This window comes from Cognatilysobacter segetis (assembly GCF_004359965.1).
Lineage (GTDB): Bacteria > Pseudomonadota > Gammaproteobacteria > Xanthomonadales > Xanthomonadaceae > Cognatilysobacter > Cognatilysobacter segetis.
Map to the genome: position 1 here is coordinate 24,422 of NZ_SMRQ01000008.1, position 19,415 is coordinate 43,836.

At 69.2% G+C, this 19,415-nt stretch carries 19 protein-coding genes and 1 tRNA gene; 8 read left to right on the top strand and 12 right to left on the bottom strand.

Features of this window, described 5'->3' with window-relative positions; translation table 11 throughout:
- Position 1: 1 nt before the first annotated feature.
- Together E4F61_RS02980 and E4F61_RS02985 are read right to left on the bottom strand one after the other, a co-directional pair.
- On the bottom strand, positions 2 to 1,693 hold the full coding sequence (locus E4F61_RS02980) for a GspE/PulE family protein (protein WP_133478187.1): 1,692 nt from the start codon (positions 1,691 to 1,693) through the stop codon (positions 2 to 4).
- Positions 1,683 to 2,519 carry an ABC transporter permease gene (locus tag E4F61_RS02985; protein ID WP_202908930.1) on the bottom strand — a complete coding sequence of 279 codons (837 nt, stop codon included), beginning with the start codon at positions 2,517 to 2,519 and terminating at the stop codon, positions 1,683 to 1,685. Before E4F61_RS02985 ends, E4F61_RS02980 begins: the two co-directional genes overlap by 11 nt.
- Before the next feature lie 342 nt (positions 2,520 to 2,861).
- Here E4F61_RS02985 and E4F61_RS02990 point away from each other — a divergent pair, with 342 nt between their 5' ends.
- The 7 genes from E4F61_RS02990 (at position 2,862) to E4F61_RS03015 (ending at position 9,984) form a co-directional block, all read left to right on the top strand.
- Positions 2,862 to 4,346: a hypothetical protein gene (locus E4F61_RS02990; RefSeq protein WP_133478188.1), complete on the top strand. Its 1,485-nt coding sequence runs from the start codon at positions 2,862 to 2,864 to the stop codon at positions 4,344 to 4,346.
- Between the two features lie 72 nt (positions 4,347 to 4,418).
- A complete protein-coding gene (locus tag E4F61_RS02995; RefSeq protein WP_133478189.1) occupies positions 4,419 to 5,417 on the top strand; it encodes an ATP-grasp domain-containing protein in 999 nt (332 codons plus the stop codon).
- A 2-nt stretch (positions 5,418 to 5,419) separates the two neighbouring features.
- Positions 5,420 to 6,145 (top strand): class I SAM-dependent methyltransferase, encoded by a 726-nt coding sequence (locus E4F61_RS03000; protein ID WP_133478190.1) that lies wholly within the window; start codon positions 5,420 to 5,422, stop codon positions 6,143 to 6,145.
- Positions 6,146 to 6,192: 47 nt separating this feature from the next.
- The gene (locus E4F61_RS14620; RefSeq protein ID WP_238382776.1) at positions 6,193 to 7,461 is read left to right on the top strand and encodes an ABC transporter ATP-binding protein; all 1,269 of its coding nucleotides are present in this window, start codon (positions 6,193 to 6,195) and stop codon (positions 7,459 to 7,461) included.
- Positions 7,461 to 8,378: a glycosyltransferase gene (locus tag E4F61_RS03010; protein ID WP_133478191.1), complete on the top strand. Its 918-nt coding sequence runs from the start codon at positions 7,461 to 7,463 to the stop codon at positions 8,376 to 8,378. Before E4F61_RS14620 ends, E4F61_RS03010 begins: the two co-directional genes overlap by 1 nt.
- Positions 8,366 to 9,211 carry a hypothetical protein gene (locus E4F61_RS14625; protein ID WP_162301385.1) on the top strand — a complete coding sequence of 282 codons (846 nt, stop codon included), beginning with the start codon at positions 8,366 to 8,368 and terminating at the stop codon, positions 9,209 to 9,211. The genes E4F61_RS03010 and E4F61_RS14625 overlap by 13 nt, the downstream gene beginning before the upstream one ends.
- On the top strand, positions 9,208 to 9,984 hold the full coding sequence (locus E4F61_RS03015) for a sulfotransferase family protein (RefSeq protein WP_162301386.1): 777 nt from the start codon (positions 9,208 to 9,210) through the stop codon (positions 9,982 to 9,984). Before E4F61_RS14625 ends, E4F61_RS03015 begins: the two co-directional genes overlap by 4 nt.
- Here the strand turns inward: E4F61_RS03015 and E4F61_RS03020 are convergent.
- From E4F61_RS03020 to E4F61_RS03035, 4 genes are all read right to left on the bottom strand, one after another.
- Positions 9,947 to 11,122 (bottom strand): cystathionine gamma-synthase, encoded by a 1,176-nt coding sequence (locus E4F61_RS03020; RefSeq protein ID WP_133478193.1) that lies wholly within the window; start codon positions 11,120 to 11,122, stop codon positions 9,947 to 9,949. The two genes, E4F61_RS03015 and E4F61_RS03020, sit on opposite strands and share 38 nt — an antisense overlap.
- 90 nt (positions 11,123 to 11,212) lie before the next feature.
- Positions 11,213 to 12,589 carry a pyridoxal-phosphate dependent enzyme gene (locus E4F61_RS03025; protein WP_133478194.1) on the bottom strand — a complete coding sequence of 459 codons (1,377 nt, stop codon included), beginning with the start codon at positions 12,587 to 12,589 and terminating at the stop codon, positions 11,213 to 11,215.
- Between the two features lie 111 nt (positions 12,590 to 12,700).
- Positions 12,701 to 12,919: an HP1242/YdcH family protein gene (locus E4F61_RS03030; protein ID WP_133478195.1), complete on the bottom strand. Its 219-nt coding sequence runs from the start codon at positions 12,917 to 12,919 to the stop codon at positions 12,701 to 12,703.
- 246 nt (positions 12,920 to 13,165) lie between these two features.
- The gene (locus E4F61_RS03035; RefSeq protein ID WP_162301387.1) at positions 13,166 to 14,386 is read right to left on the bottom strand and encodes an OmpA family protein; all 1,221 of its coding nucleotides are present in this window, start codon (positions 14,384 to 14,386) and stop codon (positions 13,166 to 13,168) included.
- Positions 14,387 to 14,530: 144 nt separating this feature from the next.
- On the opposite strand from E4F61_RS03035, the gene E4F61_RS03040 reads away from it, so the two are divergent.
- The gene (locus E4F61_RS03040) at positions 14,531 to 15,640 is read left to right on the top strand and encodes a PilT/PilU family type 4a pilus ATPase (RefSeq protein WP_133478197.1); all 1,110 of its coding nucleotides are present in this window, start codon (positions 14,531 to 14,533) and stop codon (positions 15,638 to 15,640) included.
- Positions 15,641 to 15,702: 62 nt separating this feature from the next.
- On the opposite strand, the gene maiA is transcribed toward E4F61_RS03040, so the two are convergent.
- The 6 genes from maiA to rplM all read right to left on the bottom strand — a co-directional run bounded on the left by maiA (position 15,703) and on the right by rplM (position 19,397).
- On the bottom strand, positions 15,703 to 16,374 hold the full coding sequence (gene maiA / locus E4F61_RS03045; RefSeq protein WP_133478198.1) for a maleylacetoacetate isomerase: 672 nt from the start codon (positions 16,372 to 16,374) through the stop codon (positions 15,703 to 15,705).
- Between the two features lie 76 nt (positions 16,375 to 16,450).
- Positions 16,451 to 17,437 (bottom strand): fumarylacetoacetate hydrolase family protein, encoded by a 987-nt coding sequence (locus E4F61_RS03050; protein WP_133478199.1) that lies wholly within the window; start codon positions 17,435 to 17,437, stop codon positions 16,451 to 16,453.
- A 173-nt stretch (positions 17,438 to 17,610) separates the two neighbouring features.
- Complete coding sequence (locus E4F61_RS03055) at positions 17,611 to 18,351, bottom strand: 2OG-Fe dioxygenase family protein (protein WP_133478200.1); 741 nt, start codon at positions 18,349 to 18,351, stop codon at positions 17,611 to 17,613.
- A 74-nt stretch (positions 18,352 to 18,425) separates the two neighbouring features.
- Positions 18,426 to 18,500, bottom strand: a tRNA-Gln gene (locus E4F61_RS03060).
- Positions 18,501 to 18,563: 63 nt separating this feature from the next.
- Positions 18,564 to 18,956 carry a 30S ribosomal protein S9 gene (rpsI, locus tag E4F61_RS03065; RefSeq protein WP_133478201.1) on the bottom strand — a complete coding sequence of 131 codons (393 nt, stop codon included), beginning with the start codon at positions 18,954 to 18,956 and terminating at the stop codon, positions 18,564 to 18,566.
- A gap of 12 nt (positions 18,957 to 18,968) precedes the next feature.
- On the bottom strand, positions 18,969 to 19,397 hold the full coding sequence (gene rplM, locus E4F61_RS03070) for a 50S ribosomal protein L13 (RefSeq protein WP_133478202.1): 429 nt from the start codon (positions 19,395 to 19,397) through the stop codon (positions 18,969 to 18,971).
- Between the last annotated feature and the right edge of the window lie 18 nt (positions 19,398 to 19,415).

The window sequence follows — 19,415 nt, forward strand, 5'->3', positions numbered from 1 at the left end:
GTCAGGTACCCGTCACCCGAAGCACTTCCTCGAAGGTGGTCTGCCCGCGCCAGGCCTTGAGGAGCCCGTCCTCGCGCAGCGAACGATGACCCTGCGACCGGGCGAGCGCCTTCATTTCATTGACGCTCGCGCGCCGCACGATGAGGTCCTGCATCGGCTCCGTGACCGGAATCATCTCGTAGATGCCCAGGCGGCCGCGGTAGCCCGTGCCCATGCAGGCCGGGCAACCGACGGCCTCGCGCCAGTCGGCGGCTTGGCCGGGCAGCACGCGCGCGGCGATCGGCCCGGCCTCGTGCTCGAGGGTGCGCGCGACGGCAGCCGGGCGCGAGCAGGCCGGGCACAGCCGGCGCACGAGCCGCTGCGCCTGGACGGCCCGGACAGGCGTCGCCACGAGGAACGGCTCCACGCCCATGTCGATCAAGCGCGTGAACGCGCTGATCGCATCGTTCGTATGCAGCGTCGACAGCACCAGGTGGCCGGTGAGCGCGGCCTGGACGGCGATCTCGGCCGTTTCGAGGTCGCGGATTTCGCCGATCATGATGACGTCGGGGTCCTGGCGCAGGATCGACCGCAGCGCATTGGCGAAGCTGAGGCCGATGTCCGAATGCGCCTGGACCTGCGTGATGCCGGGAATCTGGAACTCGACCGGATCCTCGACGGTGATGATCTTCTTGAGCCCGTCGTTCGCCGCGGCGAGCGCGCCGTAGAGCGTCGTCGACTTGCCCGAGCCGGTCGGACCGGTGACCAGCACGATGCCGTGCGCCTCCGACGTCCAGTCCCGCATCATCGCCAGGTGGTCCTGCTCGAAGCCCAGGCGCTCGAGTTCGAGCTCGCGCCGTTCCTTGGGGAGCAGACGCATGACGATCGATTCGCCATGCACCCCCGGCAATGCCGACATTCGGACGTCCATCTCCTGGCCGCCGACACGGGCGGACAACCGTCCGTCCTGCGGAAGCCGCCGCTCGGCGATGTCCATGCCGGAGATCAGCTTGAGCCGCGAGGCCACGGCGTCGTAGCGCTGGCGCGGCAGGTTGAGCCGCGTGTGCAGTACGCCGTCGATGCGGAACCGAACCGCGAACTCATGCTCCTGCGGCTCGAGATGGATGTCGGACGAGCGTTGCTCGACGGCCTGCGCGAGCAGGTTGTTGACCAGCTCGACGACCGGCGCCTCCTCGGCCATCTCCCGGAGGTGGTCGACGTCGGTGCCGGACGGCGTCTCGGCGGCCGACCGCGCGAGCGCATCGAGGAGGCGGTCGAGGTCCTGCGCGCGGCACAGCGCCATGCGGACCGCGCGGCCGGGAAAGGCATGGCGCAAGGCGTCGCCCAGGGCGGGATGAAGCGGATCGCGGGCCGTGCACCAGAGTTCGCCGGCGTCGTCGCTCCACAGCAGGACCTGCTGGTCCAGGGACCAATCCAGGCCGGGCGGAGCGAGCGCGGCGGTGGCGCGCACCAGCGCGATGTCGGGGAGCGGCACGTCCTGGCCGACGACCGGCATGCCGAGTTGCGCTGCCAGCACCTGCAGGAGGTTGTCCTCGCTCACCGCACCCAGGCGCGTCAGCACGTTGCCGAGCCGACCGCCCAGCTGGTCCTGCACCGCCAGCGCGCGTTCGATGTCGGCCTCGGCGGCGAGCTGGCGTTCGAGGAGCAACTCGCCCAGTCGACGCAGCGAAGGCTCGGCGAGATCAGAGGACATCCGCGAATCCGGTTCTCAACAGGTGGAACACGCGCCGCCCCGCGAAGAACAGCGCGAACGATGCAAGCGTATAGAGCGACAGCATGCCCCAATCGGGCCACGCATGTTCGAACAGCACCCGACGCGCCTGCTCGATGGGCACCGTCACGGGATTCAGGAGGAGCCAGCCTTGCAGCGCGGCGGGCATGGCGCTGCGCGGATAAAAGACCGGCCCCAGGAACATCAGCATCATGAGCAACGGGCCGACCGCTTGCGCGAGGTCGCGGACGTAAACGCCGAGCGCCGCCAGGATCCAGACCAGGCCGAGCACCGCGGGGACGAGGGGAAGGACCACGAGCGGAAAGGCGAGCTGTGTCAGCGACAGCCCGCCGCCCCAGATCGCGTTCACCAGAACGAGGAGCACCAGGCCCACCGCGGTGTGGAACGCGGCCGTCAGCACATCGACCCAGCCCAGCACTTCCAGCGGAAACACGACCTTCGTCACGTAATTGGGCTGGGAGACGACGACCAGCGGTGCCCGGGCCACCGCTTCGGCGAGAAAGCCGTGCAGCAGCATGCCCGTGAGCAACCGAAGGGCGAACCCCGCCATGCCGCCTTCGTGCGGTGCCGTCGGCCACCGGGCCGGGAGGACCACGCCGAAGACGAGCGTGTAGACCCCCAGCATCAGCAAGGGGGTGGCCACCGCCCAGAAGTAGCCCAGCAGCGATCCCCGGTAGCGCCCCGCGAGCTCGCGCCGGGTCAGCACCATCACGAGTTGGCGGTCCCGCCAGAAGCCCGGACGGGCCATGCGTGGCGGGGCTTCCGGTACGGCCGTGGAGCTGGTCAAGGGGGCATTCCTGGGCGTCGGGCGCGCAAGTCTAAGGCTCGGGCAGAACGGCCGAGCAGTCACTCCGCGTTCACCGAAATGCCCTTCTCCTGTCTAGGAACGGTTCAGTCTCGTCGCGTTGACGTTAACTAAACGCTGGGTTAACTTCGCGCGGCACAGCTGGAGCGTCTCCGGGAACGGGGATAAAGCGGGAGAGGCCCCCTGCTTGTCTTCGACCTGACATCCAGGCCTGAGACAACTGGTTGCCAGGAGCAGATTGCCTTCTGGTACCAGGCGATTACGGGCAACCAGTTCGGGCTGTGTACAAGCGTTTCAAAATTCCTGACAGGAGCTACAAACAACATGTCTATCAAGAAGAACGTCCTCGCCGTCGCCCTCGTGGTCGGCCTGGGCATGACGGGCGCGGCTTCCGCGTACACGATGACCACCAACGGCAATGCGACGCCGGAGAAGGTCGCGACGTCGGATATCACCAGCGCGTCCACCGTCGTCACGATGACCGAGAGCATCGAGGTCAAGATTGACAACCTCGACTTCATCGTCGGCCGTACGACCGGCTTCAACGTCCGCGTCGAGCTGAACAACGGCGCCAAGTTCGCTGCCAACCCGGCTCCGACGCCGGGCGGTCAGTTGCCGGCCGGCTGGACGGTGACCCGCGTCGCCGGTGGCGCTGGCCAGACGTATGCCGTGTTCTCGGTGAACCCGCCGAGCACCAACCCGGTTCCGGGCATCCAGCCGGGCACCATCTTCACGATCGCCGGCGCCCAGCTGACCAACCTCACGACGCTGCAGACCAGCGGCGCCACGATTGTCGGCACCGCCCGCTTCATCGACCCGGTCGGCGCGAGCGAGATCGGTTCGGCCGTCACCCCGCTGCTGCAGTCGGGCAACCCGGTCCAGCTGAGCTGCGACGCGAACGCGGGTGACACCGCCACGCGCATCGACGTCGGCCAGAACGAGTCGCACGGCTCGAAGACCTACTTCTCGTCGACCGGCGCCATCGGCTACCTGGACGAGAACACGATCGACCTGGGCGACGTGACCGTCGACGCCGATCCGGCCTTCGCTTCGTTCGCCTACACGGGCACGGACGAGTTCACCACGACCGTCACGGGCGACGTCTCGGCGTTCTTCGCTGCCGGCAACTCGCTGTACCTGTCGAACGACAACTGCGCCTCGCCGATCTCGGCGGACGTGACGACCAACGAGTCGACCGGCACCACGACGTTCACCTACACGGCCGCCGACGCGGGCTTCGACGGTACGGGCGGCGCGCTGCAGCTCTGCGGCCAGGTCGCTGGCGACAACACCACGGTCATCGACGCTTCGTCGATCTCGGTGCGCACGGTGTTCAGCCGCTCGGGCACGCCGGACGTCAATGGCGCCTCGTGCTCGCTGCTGCCGCTGCAGTACAACGGCTCGGTGATCCGCGTGTACAACGTCAACCCGGCCGGTAACTCGACCGCGCAGTCGTTCGTCCGCGTCATCAACCAGAGCACCACCTCGGGTCGCGTCTCGATCGTCGGTATCGACGACAACGGCGTGCAGCGTGGTCCGGTCGTGTTCAACCTGGGCGCGCTGAAGTCGATGCAGGTGAACTCGGAAGACCTCGAGGCGGGCAACGCCGCCAAGGGTCTGTCGGGCTCGCTGGGCGACGGCGCCGGCAAGTGGCGTCTGTTCGTGACGGGTGAGTTCTCGGGCATGGTTGTCCAGAGCCTCAACCGCAACGCGACGGACGGCACGGTCACCAACCTGACCGACGCGGACACCCGCGGCGAGCAGCTGTGGCACGACGTGGTCGAGAACGAAGGTTTCGGCCCGCTCTGATCTAGGTAACTGCGTAACGAGAGGGCGGCTTCGGCCGCCCTCTTTTTTTGTGTGGACCGAGCATTCGCTGCCATGAACCCCGACCTGCTCTTCATCAATGGCGTACCGGACGACCTGAAGGTCTTCTGCGTCCTGTCTCCGAAGGGAAACGGACCGACGTACGTCTTCCCGGGCGCCGCCAGCTTCCTGACCGACGCGATCCGTGCGATTCCCCGATCCGAGGTCGCACTGCTGGGACCCGGATTCGATATCCGGCTCAACCCCGACCGGGCGCCGAGAGCGCTGGTCAACCACATCGGCGATCCCGACACCTGCGCGGAAGGACTTCGCCGCTGCGAAGCGCTGCGTCGCAGCACCGGGGTCCCCTGCTTCAACCTTCCCGAGCGCGTCATGCGCACTTCGCGCGACGGCGTGGCCGAGCAGCTCCACGGAGTCGCAGGCGTGCACATGCCGCGCACGCTCCGCGTCGAGCCCAAGCGGCCGTCCGACCTGACCGACGCCGCTGCCCATGCGGGCCTCCGCTATCCCCTGATCGTCCGGATCGCCGGCGACCATGGCGGCCGCTCCATGGTGCGCATGGACAGCGCGGACGACCTCGATCCGCTGTTCTCGATCCCTTGGGGTGGACGCACGGTCTATCTCACCGAGTTCGTCGACTTCGCGGATCCGGACGGCTACTACCGCAAGATGCGCCTCGTGGTCGTCGGCGACGACTTCTTCGTCCGCCACCGCGTGCGCGGCGAGCAGTGGAAACTCCACGTGGCCGACCGCGGCGCCGCCTCCGTCGACGAGGAGCGCGGATTCCTCGAGTCCTTCGAAACCGCCCTCAAGCCACGGCTGGAACCGGTCGTCGACGCCATCCGTGAGCGACTCGGCCTGGACTATTTCGGCATCGACTGCAGCCTGCGACCCGACGGATCGCTGCTGATCTTCGAGGCGAACGTGTGCATGAAGATCCTGCACAACTCGTTCCCGTCCCCCAACGTCTGGGATGCGCCGATCGCGCGCATCGAACAGGCCCTCGTCGCGCTTCTCAGGGAGCCGTCGCGCTGGCGTTCGCAACGGGGCTGACCGTGCACCTCGACTACGCTGCGATCTTCGCCATCCGCGGCGAGCGATACCACCGCGCGATGACACGCTCACCCGGGGCGCGCGCCGCGGAATTCGCGCGGCTGTTCGATCGCCATCCGGTGGAAGCGGGACAGCATGTCCTCGACCTGCCGGCAGGCGGCGGCTACCTCGGCAGCTACCTGCCACGAGGCGCTCGACTCACGGCGAGGGAACTCACGCCGGGGTTCCACGGCAACGTCGAGGTGGTGCCGCTCACGGGAACCGACCTGACGGGCCTGGGCCCGTTCGACCACGCCGTCTGCCTGGCGGCGCTGCACCACGTCGAGGATCCGGCCGCGGTCCTCGCGCGGATGGCCGGCCGGCTGGCGCCCGGCGGCGTGCTCCACTTCGCCGACGTCGCGCAGGGGAGCGGCATCTCCCGCTTTCTCGACGGCTTCGTGGGTCGGTACAACGAGACCGGTCATGACGGCCGCTACCTGGACGCGGACGCGCTGCCCCTGTCCCCGGACCTGGGCGGGGCGGTGACGCGGGTCGAGGACGCGGCCTGTCCCTGGCACTTCGCCGACGAGGCGGAGATGCTCGCGTTCTGCAGCGACCTTTTCGGACTCAGCGACTGCCCGCGCCAGGCGCTGCTCGATGCGCTGGCGCGCGACGTCGGGATCGACGCGACCGGCGACGGCATCTGCCTGCGCTGGCGCCTGACCTACGTGGACGTGCAGCCGGGCTGAGCGGGCGGGCCGGTACAATCCGCCGTTTCCACGGCTCCGGGATGACGTTGAACAGCCCCAGCGCGCTGTCGGCCACGCACGTCGGCAAGACCTACCGCATGTGGCCGAGCCCCGCGGCACGCCTGACGGCGCCCGCGCTGCATCGACTCGGCGGCCTGCTGGCCCGGGTCGCCCCGTCGTGGGGCCTTCGGATCCAGGCCCATGCGCGGAACCGCGTGCATACCCACGACGCGCTGTCGGACGTGACGTTCGAGCTCGCGCGCGGCGAGGCGCTGGGCATCATCGGCCTGAACGGCAGCGGCAAGAGCACGCTGCTGCAGATCGTCGCCGGTGTGCTTCCGCCGTCGACCGGCGCCGTGCAGGTGAACGGCCGCGTGGCAGCGCTGCTGGAGCTGGGCTCGGGCTTCAACCCCGAGCTCAGCGGCCGCGAGAACATCTACATCAATGCCGCGATCCTCGGGCTGGACCGCGCCTACGTCGAGGCGCGCCTGCAGGACATCATCGCGTTCGCCGACATCGGCGATTACGTCGACGAGCCGGTCAAGACCTACAGCTCCGGCATGGTGGTGCGCCTGGCATTCGCCGTGCTCGCCCACACTCAGCCGGACATCCTGATCGTGGACGAGGCGCTCGCCGTGGGCGACGCGGCCTTCCAGGCGAAGGCCATGTCCAAGATCGAGGAGATCCTCGCGCAGGGCACCACGCTGCTGTTCGTCGGCCACGATCTGAACGCGGTCAAGGCGTTCTGCCATCGCGCGATGCTGCTGGAACGCGGGCGGATCGTCATGGAAGGCCTTCCGGACGAGGTGATTACCGAGTACCTGCTCCGCGTGCATCGCCGCGCGCTCGAGCAGACGCGTCGCGAGGGACCGATCGAGCCCATCGAGCGACTGGACGACGGCTACGGCAGCGTCGAGGCGCGCGTCGACCGCGCGAGCGTCAACGGCGCGCACCACGTGACGCTGCGCCACGGCGACGCGCTGGAGCTGGAGTTCGAGGTGCGGCTTGGCCCCGGAATCGCCCACCCCGCGCTGATCGTCGACGTCATGGACGGCAAGGGCCTGCAGCTCACGGGTCGCCGGATCGCGCTGCCGCCGTCGCCGGCATCGGGGCGCTGCACCATACGCGTGGCGATGGACGCGATCTTCCAGCAGGGCGTGTACCGGGTCCGCACGCGGGTGGTCGATGCACCCTCGCTCGATCAGACCTCCGTGCTCTCCCGCCAGGAAGGCAAGCTCTCGTTCGAGGTCGTGGACGATTGCCGCGAGCGGTTTACCGGACTTTTCCCGGTTCCGATGACCATCGAGGTCGATTGATGCGGGACGTGTGGTTCCACCGCCGTTTCCACGGTTACAGCGGCGGCCACGGCAAGGTCTTCGACTACTTCGGGCACGTCGCCGCGCACCCGGCTTTCAGGCCGCGCCTGTTCCTCACGCCCGACAGCGTCGACACCGACAATCCATGGCGACGGGCGGGCGTGGCGGCCGCGGAGGACTGGCACCCCGACGCCGCGGACGTCCTTTTTCTTGGCGGCATGGATTGGACCGCCGTTCCGGACGATCTTCCGCAGCGGCCCGTCATCAACCTGGTCCAGCACGTTCGACACGCCGACCCGGACGGCCCGCTGATCGGGTTCCTGTCGCGTCGCGCGATCCGGATCTGCGTCAGCCAGCCGGTGGCCGCCGCGATCGCATCGACGTCGCGCGTGAACGGCCCCGTGCTGGCCATCGAGGCGGGGCTGGCCTTGCCCGACGTGGAACGTGGAAGCGTCGCGCCGGGGCGCGTGTTCATCGCCGCGGCCAAACAGCCCGAGATCGGAACCGCGCTCGCCGCGGCCCTCGTGGCCCAGGGGCGCGACGTCGATCTCTGCATCGAGTGGACGTCGAGGGCCGAGTTCCTGCGGCGCCTCGCAGCGGCCGAACGGGCGGTGATGCTGCCGTTCGCGACCGAGGGCTTCTTCCTGCCCGGGCTCGAGGCGATGTCGCTGGGCATCGCGTGCGTGGTGCCCGACTGCGTCGGCAATCGCGACTACCTCGAGCCGGGCGTCAACGCGCTGTCGCCCGACATGCGCGTCGAAGCGTTGCTGGATGCCGTGGTCCGACTCGACGCCGCGTCGGTGCGCGGCCGGCTTGCCGCGGCCGGAACGGCCACCGCCGAGCGTTTCTCGCTCACGCGCGAGCGCGCGGCCTTCCACGCAGTCCTCGATCGGCTGGATTCGCTGTGGACGTCCTGAGCGGGCGGAACATCGCGCTGACGGGCTTGCCGCGCGGAGGCACGACGCTGGCGTGCCAGCTGCTCGGCGGCTGCATCGACACCGTCGGGCTTTTCGAGCCGATGGACGTGATGTCGCTGCCGGTGGACCGGGCGGCGGCGATCGCGCAGGTGGCCTCGTTCTTTTCCTCGAGCCGTGAATCGCTCCAGGCCTCCGGCCGCGCGCGCAGCAAGCAGGCACATGGCCGGGTGCCGGACAACCCGTTCGCTGCACCCGATGCCGACGGGCGTCGACGCCAGATCGTGGAGCCGGGCTGGATCGAAGTGAGTCCGCCCCGTGCCGGCTTCGCGCTGGTCGTCAAGCACAACGCCGCGTTCGCCGCCCTGCTGCCCGAACTCGCGCAGCGCTTCGAGACGGTGGCGATCGTGCGCAACCCCGTGGCTGCCCTCGGTTCGTGGTGGTCGGTCGACCTCCCGGTCAGCCAGGGCCGCGCTCCCGCCGCCGAGCGCTTCGACGCATCCCTCAGGTCGCGGCTTGATGCATGCACCTCGCCCGGCCGGCGGCAGATCGCGCTGCTCGACTGGTTCTTCTCCGCGTTCGCCACGCTGCCGCCGTCGCGCGTCATCCGGTACGAAGACATCGTGGCGAGCGATGGCCGCGCGTTGTTCGATCGGGTCGGACGAACGCCGTCCACGGCGCGGACGCTGCAGAGCCGCAACGCGAGCCGCGTGTATCCGCTCGATCGCGACTCCGGCACGCTCGATGCGCTGGTGGCATACGACGGCGCGTGGCGCCGGTGGTATCCGCAGGACGCGCTGGCCACGCTGGCGGCCCGGTCCGGCGCACCGGAATGAAGCCCCGCGTCGACTTCGTGATCGGCGGTGCCCAGAAGGCCGGCACGACCGCACTTGCACGCTATCTGTCGCGCCATCCGGACGTCGCGCTGCCCGCCCGCAAGGAGGCGCATGTCTTCGATGCGCCGGATTTCGACGACGACTGGGGCGTCGCCGAAGTGGATGCCCGTTACGCGCCCCACTTCCCCGAGGCGGGCGGGCACGCACTGCTGGGCGATGCCACGCCGATCTACATGCTGCATCCGCGACTCATCCGGCGGATCGCGCGCTACAACCCGTCGATGCGCTGGATCGTCCTTCTGCGCGATCCCGTCGATCGCGCGATTTCCCAGTACCACATGGAACGACGGCGGCATCTGGAGACGTGGCCGCTGCCCGCTGCGCTTGCGCTGGAGCCGCTGCGGCTGGCGGGTCATGCCGACGACTTCTCCGATGCGTCACCGCTTCGCACGAAGAGCTACCTGCGGCGCGGGCGGTACGCCGATCAGCTCGATGCCATCCACTCGTGCTTTCCCACGACGCAGGTGCTCGTTCTGCTGAGCGACGACCTGCGATGCGACCCCGCGTCGGTGATCGCACGCGTCTGCACGTTCCTGGAAATTCCCCAGCCCCCGGAGCCGCCGGTACCCGAGCGCGTGCACGAAGGTGCATACGCACCGCCCGGCGCGTTCGTGCGCGGGCTGGCGCGACTGCTGCTCTGGCAACCGTCGCGCCGGCTGCGGCAACGCTACGGGATCAGCTTCCCGCGAGGGCGCGGTCCAAGTCGCGCCTGAGGTCGGCCACGTCTTCCACACCCACGCTCAGCCGCACGAGATTGTCGAACAGCCCGAGCTGCGCGCGACGCTCCGCCGGCACCGACGCATGGGTCATGATCGCCGGGTGGTTGACGAGGCTCTCGACACCGCCGAGCGACTCGGCCAGCGCGAACAGCTCGGTACGCTCGCAGAAGCGCTTAGCCGCGTCGAGCCCGCCTTTCACGAAGATGGTCACCATGCCGCCGAATCCGTCCATCTGGCGCTTGGCGAGTTCGTGCTGCGGATGCGACGGAAGCCCCGGATAGATCACCCGCTCGATCGCCGGATGCGTCTGCAGCCATTCCGCCAGCGCCAATGCATTCTCGCAATGCGCCTTCATCCGCAGGTGCAATGTCTTCAGGCCGCGCAGCGCGAGGAAGCTGTCGAACGGACCCTGCACGCCGCCGATCGCGTTCTGCAGGAACGCCATCTGCTCGGCGAGTTCCGTGTCGTCGCCCACCACCGCCATGCCGCCGACGATGTCCGAGTGGCCGTTGAGGTACTTGGTCGCCGAGTGCATGACGATGTGCGCGCCCAGCGCGAGCGGGCGCTGCAGGATCGGCGAGCTGAACGTGTTGTCCACGACGACGATCAGGCCCCGCGCGCGCGCGATCGATGCGATGCGTTCGATGTCTACGAGCTTGAGCAGCGGATTGGTCGGCGTCTCGATCCAGACCATCTTCGTTTCGGGGCGGATCGCCGCCTCGAACGCCGCGGGATCGGTGAGGTCGACCCAGCTGAAGTCCAGGCCCGCACTGCGGCGACGCACGCGCTCGAACAGGCGGTAGGTGCCGCCGTAGACGTCGTCCATCGCGATCACGTGGCTGCCGCTGTCGAGCATCTCGAGGATGGTCGAGGTGGCCGCCAGGCCCGAGGCGAACGCGAAGCCGCGCGTGCCGCCTTCCAGCGCGGCCACGCAGCGCTCGTAGGCGAAACGGGTCGGGTTGTGGCTGCGCGAGTACTCGAAACCCTGGTGCTCGCCCGGGCTTTTCTGCACGTACGTGGACGTCGCGTAGATCGGCGTCATCACCGCGCCGGTCGAGGGGTCGGGTGACTGCCCGGCATGGATGGCGAGCGTCCCGAGGCCCGGGGCGTGGCGATCGTCGTTCGAGTGCATCGTGGTGGTTTCCTCGTTGAAGCGCGGATGCGATACGGGGCAGGCGACGCCGGGCGACGTGGCGGCCCCGCGGGTTCGTTCAAGCAGGCGTCACTGCACGCGCCGCCGCAGGTAGTTCAACAGGTCGATGCGCGTGATCAGGCCGAGGAATCGCGGCCCGTCGGTGATGATCGCCACGTGGCCCCGGTCGAACACGGGCAGCAGCGCCTCGATCGGCGAGCGCACGTCGATCTTGTCGAGCTTGCTGACCATCGCGGTCGACACCGGATCGCGGAAGCGCTGCTCGTCGCCGTACACGTGCAGCAACACGTCGGACTCGTCGACGATGCCGACGAGCTGGTCGCCGTCCATGACGGGCAGCTGCGAGACGTCGTAGAGCTTCATGCGCTGGTAGGCGGTGACCAGCAGGTCGTTCGGGCCGACGACGACCGTGTCGCGCTGCGAATACGGGCGCAGGATGAGGTCGCGCAGGTCGCCGTGCTGCTCGCGCTCGAGGAAGCCGTTGTCGAGCATCCAGTAGTCGTTGTACATCTTCGACAGGTACTTGTTGCCCGTGTCGCAGACGAAGACCAGCACCTTCTTCGGCGTGGTCTGCTCCCGGCAGTAGCGCAGCGCGGCGGCGAGCAGCGTGCCGGTCGAGGAGCCGCCGAGGATGCCTTCCTTCTCCAGCAGCTCGCGCGCGGTGAGGAAGCTCTCCTTGTCGGAAATCGCGTAGGCCTTCTTGACGCGCGAGAAGTCGGAAATGCCCGGCAGGAAGTCCTCGCCGATGCCCTCGACCATCCAGCTGCCCGACTTCTCTGACAGCGTGCCGCGGTTGATGTACTCCTCGAGGATCGAGCCGACGGGATCGGCGAGGATCAATTCCGTGGCCGGCGACTTCTCGGCGAAGCAGCGCGACAGGCCGGTCATCGTGCCGGAGCTGCCGCAGCCGAAAACGATCGCGTCGAGCCCGCCGACCTCGGCCATCTGCTCGAGGATCTCGGGCCCGGTGCCGAACTCGTGCGCGGCCGGGTTGTCCGGGTTGCCGAACTGGTTGATGAAGTACGCGCCCGGCGTCTCGCTCGCGATGCGCGCGGCCATGTCCTGGTAGTAGTCGGGATGGCCCTTCGCGACGTCGCTGCGCGTGAGCACCACCTGCGCGCCCATCGCCTTGAGGTTGAAGATCTTCTCGCGGCTCATCTTGTCCGGCACGACGAGGATCAGTCGGTAGCCCTTCTGCTGCGCGACGAGCGCGAGGCCGATGCCGGTATTGCCCGCGGTGCCCTCGACGAGCGTGTCGCCGGGCTTGATGTCGCCGCGCTTCTCCGCGGCCTCGATCATCTTCAGGCCGATGCGGTCCTTGATCGACCCGCCGGGGTTCTGGCTCTCGAGCTTGAGGTAGAGCTCGCAGACGCCGGTGTCGAGGCGTTGCGCCTTCACGATCGGCGTGTGGCCGATCAGCTCGAGAACGGTCTGGTGGACGGGCATGGCGGATCCGTGCGGCCTGGGAATCGCGCCATTCTACCGGGGCGTGCCGCGCCACCCGGCGGCCGCCGCCGCGAAGGCGGCGACGGCCAGGAATCGATCATCGAACGACGATCAATGGATCATCGTGTCGGCCATGCGGACCAGGCGGTCCTTGGCGGCGAGCTTCTCCCGCTTGAGGCGGGTGAGCTCGAGGTCGTCCACCGGATTGATGCCGAGCTCGGCATTCATCACGCGCCGGTCGAGGTCCTGATGCTGCTGGTAGAGCTGCCGGAATTCGGGATTGGACTTCAGCAGCGTGTCGACTTCGCCGGCGGACCGTTCTTCGAACATGCAAACCTCCTCAGCACTTGCGCCCGGCGGGATCGACCGCCGGAGACGGTGATGGCCGGATCGCATGTCCGCATGTGCTGCCGGCGGCGCGCGACCCGGCGTTATCGGGCCCGTCGAAGCGGGCCGTCGACTCGACCGTACTCCCCCGCCCGGACCGCCGGCAAGCGGCCGTGGCGCAGGGCCGACAGCCGGTCGTCATGTCGCTGAAGAGGTCGCGAAAAGTGCGTTAAACCCGCGAAAAATCCGCTATTTCTGCGTGACGACAACCTCGACCCGGCGGTTCTTCGCGCGCCCGGCGGCGGTGCCGTTGTCGGCCACCGGCGTACCGGCGCCATGACCCGCGACGTCGATGCGGACGTCGCCCGCACCGCCCGCAACCAGCGCCTGCCGGACCGCGTCGGCCCGCCGCTGCGACAGCGCCTGATTGGCCTCCGGCGCCCCCTGGTTGTCGGTGTAGCCGTCCACCCGCACGCCAGCGGCGCGGGCGACATCGATGTAGTGCGCGAGCGCCTTCAGGCTGGCTGCCGCCTTGGCGGTGAGCGTGGCCTGCCCGGAAGCGAACGCGTCGCCGGCCAGGGTGAAGACCTCGCCGCGGGCATCGCGCCGCACGGGCGGCAGCTTGGCGCCCGCGACCAGCTCGGCTTCCTCGCGTGCGAGCGACAGCTCCTTCTCCCGCGCGGCACCCGCTTTCGCCGCCTGTTGCGTGGCCGCGCCCTGCAGCGCCTGCTCGGCCTGCAGGCGCGCCTGTTCCTGGTCCGCCGCCTGCTGGCGCAGGCGCTCGGTCTCCTCCGCGCGCATCTGCGCTTCCATCCGCAGCCGGTCGGCCTCGGCACGGGCCGCCGCGGCCTCGCGGCGCGTGGCTTCCAGCTGCAGCTCGGAGTGGGTGCGCTCGAGGCGGTCGTTGTCGCGCTGGAGCGCCTGCGCGTACGCGGCGAGCTCGGCGGCGCGGACGCGGCGCTCGGCCAGCGCTTCCGCGGCGGGCCGCTGCTTGGCGCGCGCGACGGCCAGCTCGTCGATCGCCTGCTGCGCCCGGGCGCGTTCGAGCTCGGCCAGCCCCGACAGGCGCGGGTCCGCGACCAGCGCCTGCAACCGGCCCGCGTAGTTGCCGTACGCATCGGCAGGCGCCCCGGGCAGCGCGGCCGGCGCGTCCGCGTCGAGCTGCAGCCGCGACTGCAGCTCGGCGACCTCGCGCTCGCGCTGCGCATGTGCCGCGGCGGCCACCGCCGCACGGCTGCGCGCCACCGCGAGCGCGGCGTCGGCTTCGGCGAGCAGCGCCAGACGACGCGCGTCGTCGTCGCGTCCCGCGGACAGCGCCGCCTGCGCCTGCGAAAGCTCCGCCTGCGCCGCCGCGAACTCCGCCTGCGCGTACTGCTCGGCATCGGCCTGGGCGGCGCGACCGACCGCCTGCTGCGCCGCCGCCAGCTCACCGGTCGGTGGCGGCAGGGTGGCGCAGGACGCGAGTGTCACGGTGAGAACGGCAGCAAGAAGCGCGCTGCGGGGATGTGCGAAGCTTGGACGCATGGGGACCCGGACCGTGGCGTGGGGACGCGCGGTCATTGTGGCCATGCCGGCTGTACCGGCGCAAACCTGCATGCCATACGAGGAGACTGCATGGACATCGGCTACTTCCTGAAGCTGATGACGGAGAAGAACGCGTCGGACATGTTCCTGACGACGGGCGCGCCGGTCTATATCAAGGTCGAGGGAAAGCTGCAGCCGCTCGGCAACACCGGCCTGCCGGCGGGCATGGTCAAGAAGATCGCCTACTCGCTGATGGACGAGGGCCAGGTACCGGAGTTCGAGACCAACCTCGAGCTCAACATGGCCTATGCCCTGCCCGACTCGGGCCGCTTCCGCGTCAACGTGTTCAAGCAGCGCGGCGAAGTCGGCATGGTGATCCGCGCGATCAAGAACGTGATCCCGTCGATCGAGGAGCTGCAGCTGCCGCAGGTGCTGAAGGAGATCATCACCTCGCCGCGCGGGCTCGTGCTCATCGTCGGCAGTACCGGGTCGGGCAAGTCGACCACGCTCGCGTCGATGATCGACTATCGCAACAGCAACATGCCCGGCCACATCCTCACCATCGAGGATCCGATCGAATTCCTGCACCGCCACAAGAAGTCGATCGTCAACCAGCGCGAGGTCGGCCTCGATACGCACAGCTTCCACAACGCGCTGAAGAACGCGATGCGCGAGGCGCCGGACGTCATCCTCATCGGCGAGATCCTCGACGCGACGACGATGGAAGCGGCGATCGCGTTCGCCGAGACCGGCCACCTGTGCCTGGCGACGCTGCACTCGAACAACGCCGACCAGACGCTCGAGCGCATCCTCAACTTCTTCCCGGAATCCGCGCACAAGAACGTGCTGATGAACCTCGCGCTGAACCTGCGCGCGGTGGTGAGCCAGCGCCTCGTGGTGGGCGTCGACGGCCGCCGCCTGCCGGCGACCGAGGTGCTGATCAACACGCCGCACGTGCGCGACCTCATGCGTCGCGGCCAGGTGCACGAGATCAAGCACGCGATGGAGGAATCCCTGGAGGAAGGCATGGAAACCTTCGACCAGTGCCTGTTCCGGCTGGCCAAGGAAGGCCGCATCGACATGGAGAGCGCATTGCGCGCAGCGGATTCGCGTGACGGCCTCGCGCTGAAGTTCCGGCTTTCGGAAGGCGCCGGCGCCGAGCACGATCCCTACGCGGACATGTACAACCCGGTGCAATAAGTCGCACCGGCGCTGCATGGAAACGACGACGCCTCGCGGCGTCGCCGTTTTTTATTGAAGGCTCAGGCGCGCTGGGACTCGGGACAGTCGGGCTGCCTCTCCGGCCGCGCCGCGTCGAAGGCAGGCAGCGCGAGGCAGGCCGCCTCGATGCGTGCGATCGTCGGCCAGCGCGCGATGTCCACGCCGAAGCGCCGCGCGTTGTAGGCCTGCGGCACGAGGCAGCAGTCGGCGAGCGTCGGCACGTCGCCCTCGCAGAATTCACCCGTGGCCGGGTTGTCGACCAGCGACGCCTCCAGGGCATCGAAGCCGAGCGCGATCCAGTGCCGCACCCAGTCCTCGCGCTCCGGCTGCGGCGCGTTCCACTCGTGCTCGAGGTACTGCAGCACGCGCAGGTTGTTCAGCGGATGGATGTCGCAGGCGACCAGCTGCGCGAGCGCCCGCACGCGGGCCCGGTCGCGGGCGAGCGCGGGCAGCAGCGGGGTGTCGGGCCAGGTCTCGTCGAGATATTCGAGGATCGCCAGCGACTGCCGGTACAGGCGGCTGCCGTGCTGCAGCACGGGCACCAGCTCCTGCGGATTGGTCTCGCGGAAGGCCTCGCTGTGCTGCTCGCCGCCGTCGCGGACCAGGTGCACCGGCACGGTCTCGTACGGCAGCTCCTTCAGCGCGAGGCCGATCCGCACGCGGTAGGCGGCGCTCGACCGCCAGTAGGAGTACAGGCGCAGCGGCTCGGTCACGGCAGTCGGCTCATGCGGCGGGACGCAAACGTTAGCGCGTCGGCGTGCACGCGGCGTGCGGCGGCCCGGCCGTCCGTCAGCGGACGTGCGGCTCGATGCGCTGCTCGATGGCGCCGAAGACGCTGCGGCCGTCGCGGTCGAGCATTTCGATGCGCACGCTGTCGCCGTACTTCATGAAGGGGGTGACCGGCTTGCCCTGCTCGAGCGTCTCGACGGTGCGGCGCTCGGCGAAGCAGGACGCGCCGAGGGAGGTGTCCTCGTTGGCGACGGTGCCGGAGCCGACGATCGTGCCCGCGCTCAGCGGGCGCGTCTTGGCGGCATGGGCGACCAGCTGCGCGAAGTCGAACTGCATGTCGACGCCGGCCTCGGGCGCGCCGAACCATTCGCCGTTGACGTGCGTCAGCATCGGCAGGTGCACCTTGTTGCCGCGCCACGCATCGCCGAGCTCGTCGGGCGTCACGAACACGGGCCCGAGCGCCGAACGCGGCTTGGACTGCAGGAAGCCGAACCCCTTGGCCAGCTCGTCCGGGATCAGCGCGCGCAGCGAGACGTCATTGATCAGGCCGACGAGCTGGATGTGAGACGCGGCCTCCTCCGGCGAGACCGCCATCGGCACGTCGTCGGTCACGACCACGACCTCGGCCTCGAGGTCGATGCCGTAGCTCTCGCTCGGCACGCGCACCGGATCGCGCGGCGCGAGGAAGCCCGCGCTGGTGGCCTGGTACATCAGCGGATCGGTGTAGAAGCTCTCGGGCACCTGCGCGCCGCGGGCGCGGCGCACCCGCTCCACGTGCGGCAGGTAGGCGGAGCCGTCGACGAACTCGTAGGCGCGCGGCAGCGGCGCGGCGAGCTGGGCGACGTCGAGGTCGAACGCGCCATCGACGGTGCCGGCCTCGAGCGATTCGAACAGGGCATTGAGCCGCGGCGCGAGGTTCGACCAGTCCTCCAGCGCGCGCTGCATGGTCGGCGCGATGCCGTCGGCGCGCACCGCGCGCGTCAGGTCGCGCGACACGACGACGAGCGTGCCGTCGCGGCCGCCTTCCTTCAGGGATCCCAGCTTCATCGGAGGCTCCAGAGAACGGGCGCCGGGCGGCGCGATGGTTTCAATTGTAACGATGGTGCGGGCGATGTACTTCCCACGCCGGGCACGCCACGCGCGACGCGGCGGGTTCCGCCATCGGCGCTCGCGCGTGCGCGCAATCCCGCCGTGCGCCGTTGCCTGCGGCGTCGACGCGCCTAGTCGCCCTGGAACCCGTCCGCGCGATAGGTCAGCACCAGCGTGTCGCGATGCCCGGGATGCGCCGGATCGAGCGGTTGGATCGGCGTCGATTCGTGGATCACGCGGGTGTCGTCGAGCAGCAGCGCCGACCCCGGCTGGTCGAGCGTGAAGCGCTCACCCGCCGGGCCGTCGGCCTCGAACACGCGCGTCTCGCCGCCCTTGATTCCCTGGCGCGCCACCAGCATCACGGCCACGAAATCGACGCCGTCGCGATGCGCGCCTTCGGGCGTGGGACGCCCGACGCCGTCGGCGGTGTCGATGCGGAACTGATGGGCTTCGACGTACCAGCGCGCCGCGCCGCGCACGTCGGAAAACACGCGGCCCAGGCCACGCACCAGCGCGCCGAACGCCGGCGCGTCGACGATCGCCGGCGTCACCGGCTCGAACCAGCGGCGCATGCCGCCGTGCAGCGCGTTGTAGTCGACCGGCTGCCAGTGCGCGCGATGCGGCACCTGCGTGACCGCCCCGCCCTCGACGACGAAGCACGAATGCCGGCGATGGCGGTAGCGGCCGCCGTCGCGGAGATAGGTATCCGGTGGCAGGGTGTCCCAGGACGGTGCCAACGCCGCCAGGTCGGCGACGGTCGTCGCCGCGAGCGTCGCGGTGCCGGGGGCATCCACCACCGCATACCCGCGCGAGGCGAGGCGCTCGCGAACATCGGTGGGGGCGACGATCGGCGGCGGAAAGCGGGCGACCATGGCGGCTCCTGAGCCCGGAAACGCGAAGACCCGCACGCGGCGGGTCTTCGGGCGGTTGCGATGCAACCTTGGTATGGCAGCCCCGGATGGATTCGAACCACCGAATGCCTGAGTCAGAGTCAGGTGCCTTACCGCTTGGCGACGGGGCTATGCAGCTGATTTTACCGCGGTGGATGCTGACGGCAAGCCCGTCAGCATCCTGCGAAGCGCGATTAGCGCTTCGAGAACTGCGTGGCGCGACGGGCCTTGTGCAGGCCGACCTTCTTGCGCTCGACCTCGCGGGCGTCGCGCGTCATGAAGCCGGCGCGGCGCAGGTCGCCCTTCAGGCCTTCGTCGAACTCGACCAGCGCACGGGCGATGCCGAGGCGGATCGCACCGGCCTGGCCGGTGATGCCACCGCCGGCGACCGTCACGACGACGTCGAACTTGTCCGTGGACTGCGTCAGCTCGAGCGGCTGGCGCACGATCATGCGCGCCGTCTCGCGGCCGAAGAACTCGTCCAGCGGACGCTGGTTGATGGTGATGTTGCCCGTGCCGCGGCGCAGGAACACGCGGGCGGTGGAGGACTTGCGGCGGCCGGTGCCGTAATTCTGCTGGGTTGCCATGTTCGTCGGACCTTAGATATCGAGCGGCTGCGGCTGCTGCGCGGCGTGCGGGTGCTCGGCACCCTTGTAGACCTTGAGCTTGCGATACATCGCACGGCCCAGCGGGCCCTTCGGCAGCATGCCCTTGACGGCGATTTCGATCACGCGCTCCGGGTGGCGCTCGAGCGCCTGCGCGAGGGTCTCGGTCTTGAGGTTGCCGACGTAGCCGGTGAAGCGGTGGTACTTCTTGTCCGCCAGCTTGTTGCCGGTGACCGCGATCTTGTCCGCGTTCACGACGATCAGGTAATCACCCGTGTCGACGTGCGGGGTAAAGACGGGCTTGTGCTTGCCGCGAAGGCGGCGGGCGAGCTCCGAGGCCAGGCGGCCGAGGGTCTTGCCGGAGGCGTCGACGAGATACCAGTCGCGCTGGACGGTCTCGGACTTGGCGATAAAGGTCTTCATGACAAAACTCTTGGTGGG

Coding starts and splice junctions, on each gene's coding strand:
- E4F61_RS03030 (WP_133478195.1), bottom strand. CDS start 12,919: ATGTTCGAAGAACGGTCCGCCGGCGAAGTCGACACGCTGCTGAAGTCC.
- E4F61_RS02995 (WP_133478189.1), top strand. CDS start 4,419: ATGAACCCCGACCTGCTCTTCATCAATGGCGTACCGGACGACCTGAAG.
- E4F61_RS03025 (WP_133478194.1), bottom strand. CDS start 12,589: ATGCCCGTCCACCAGACCGTTCTCGAGCTGATCGGCCACACGCCGATC.
- rpsI (WP_133478201.1), bottom strand. CDS start 18,956: ATGGCAACCCAGCAGAATTACGGCACCGGCCGCCGCAAGTCCTCCACC.
- E4F61_RS02990 (WP_133478188.1), top strand. CDS start 2,862: ATGTCTATCAAGAAGAACGTCCTCGCCGTCGCCCTCGTGGTCGGCCTG.
- E4F61_RS03055 (WP_133478200.1), bottom strand. CDS start 18,351: ATGGTCGCCCGCTTTCCGCCGCCGATCGTCGCCCCCACCGATGTTCGC.
- E4F61_RS03050 (WP_133478199.1), bottom strand. CDS start 17,437: ATGAAGCTGGGATCCCTGAAGGAAGGCGGCCGCGACGGCACGCTCGTC.
- E4F61_RS03010 (WP_133478191.1), top strand. CDS start 7,461: ATGCGGGACGTGTGGTTCCACCGCCGTTTCCACGGTTACAGCGGCGGC.
- E4F61_RS02980 (WP_133478187.1), bottom strand. CDS start 1,693: ATGTCCTCTGATCTCGCCGAGCCTTCGCTGCGTCGACTGGGCGAGTTG.
- E4F61_RS03040 (WP_133478197.1), top strand. CDS start 14,531: ATGGACATCGGCTACTTCCTGAAGCTGATGACGGAGAAGAACGCGTCG.
- E4F61_RS03015 (WP_162301386.1), top strand. CDS start 9,208: ATGAAGCCCCGCGTCGACTTCGTGATCGGCGGTGCCCAGAAGGCCGGC.
- rplM (WP_133478202.1), bottom strand. CDS start 19,397: ATGAAGACCTTTATCGCCAAGTCCGAGACCGTCCAGCGCGACTGGTAT.
- E4F61_RS03020 (WP_133478193.1), bottom strand. CDS start 11,122: ATGCACTCGAACGACGATCGCCACGCCCCGGGCCTCGGGACGCTCGCC.